Here is a 1,079-nt window from a genome sequence, read left to right on the forward strand (position 1 = left end):
GCTCAAAAAAGTAGCTGCGAGTGGCATGAAGCTTCTGTCGAAACCGGTTTCTGAACAGACCTTATTGACCTTGCTGGCAAAACATAAGCCAAAAACTTCCACCGAAGGCAGGTGAAGATGATGGCGGTAGAACGTAACTAGCACAAAGGGGCGTATGCTGAACGTGCCCCTCCGAGGAGGCCTTCTATGGCGTCCAGTACTCAAACACGATGTGATTCTGACGTGGACGAAAAGCCCGGGGCCAGGATATCACTGAGTGCAAGTGAAACAGCTCACAAAGTCGGTCGCCGCAGATTCGGTGAATTTGTGAATCTTGTTCGGGGACCGGTTGCGGCACTCAATGCCGAGCAAAATCTCTTTGTCGAACGCGATTTATTGGAATCACTGTCGCGTCGGGCGGTGTATTGGATGGCGTTGGTGTTGTTCGTAAGCCTGTTCGTGTTCGTACTTGGAAATTGGATCAAGACGTCGGATATTTATCGTTTGTTCCGTGTCGCCTGGATCTTCGGACTGTGGGGGATGGCCGCTCCCATGGCAATATATTTACTGAAAAAGACCATGGCGCTTCCAAAGCAAGCTGGCGTCAACGCGGTCGAGCAGATGCACTGGGCGTGGGCTGCATTGGTCATACTGACGTCATTGTGGTGGGCAGCCGGTAGCTTTGGGATAGAGCCGCCCATTTTCTGGGCCTACCACGGTGATACTCATATTATTTTTCACAGGACTTTCTTCCTAAAGATGACGCTGATGTGTCATGTATTTACTGTGCTGCTGCTCGCACCTAGTCTTCGTGCAACTTTAGGTTCACTCGTGCTCGGCACTATCCCATTGGGATTTAGCGTGGGAGGAGTTCTGTTAATTAATCGACCAACTTTGTTTGAGTCGCTTACGGCTCAACTAATTGGCTATTGTCTCATCGCATGGTTTCTTTGTTACGATCAGAAGCACGCATGTGTAAAAGAGGTTATTCTCGAAGAGGCGCGATCGCGGGCCGAAGCGGCAAGGGCGGAGAAGAACCAACTTATCGCTGCGATAAGCCATGATTTGCGCCAGCCGCTCACAACGCTCGGCCTGAAGTT

1 protein-coding gene is annotated in these 1,079 nt (G+C 50.8%); it reads left to right on the plus strand.

What is annotated here, in order from left to right:
* Nucleotides 1–186 precede the first annotated feature (186 nt).
* Nucleotides 187–1,079 (plus strand): hypothetical protein (locus BMW76_RS40070; RefSeq protein ID WP_218162595.1); only part of this gene is annotated, 893 nt, incomplete at its 3' end.

This window comes from Paraburkholderia diazotrophica (assembly GCF_900108945.1).
GTDB lineage: Bacteria > Pseudomonadota > Gammaproteobacteria > Burkholderiales > Burkholderiaceae > Paraburkholderia > Paraburkholderia diazotrophica.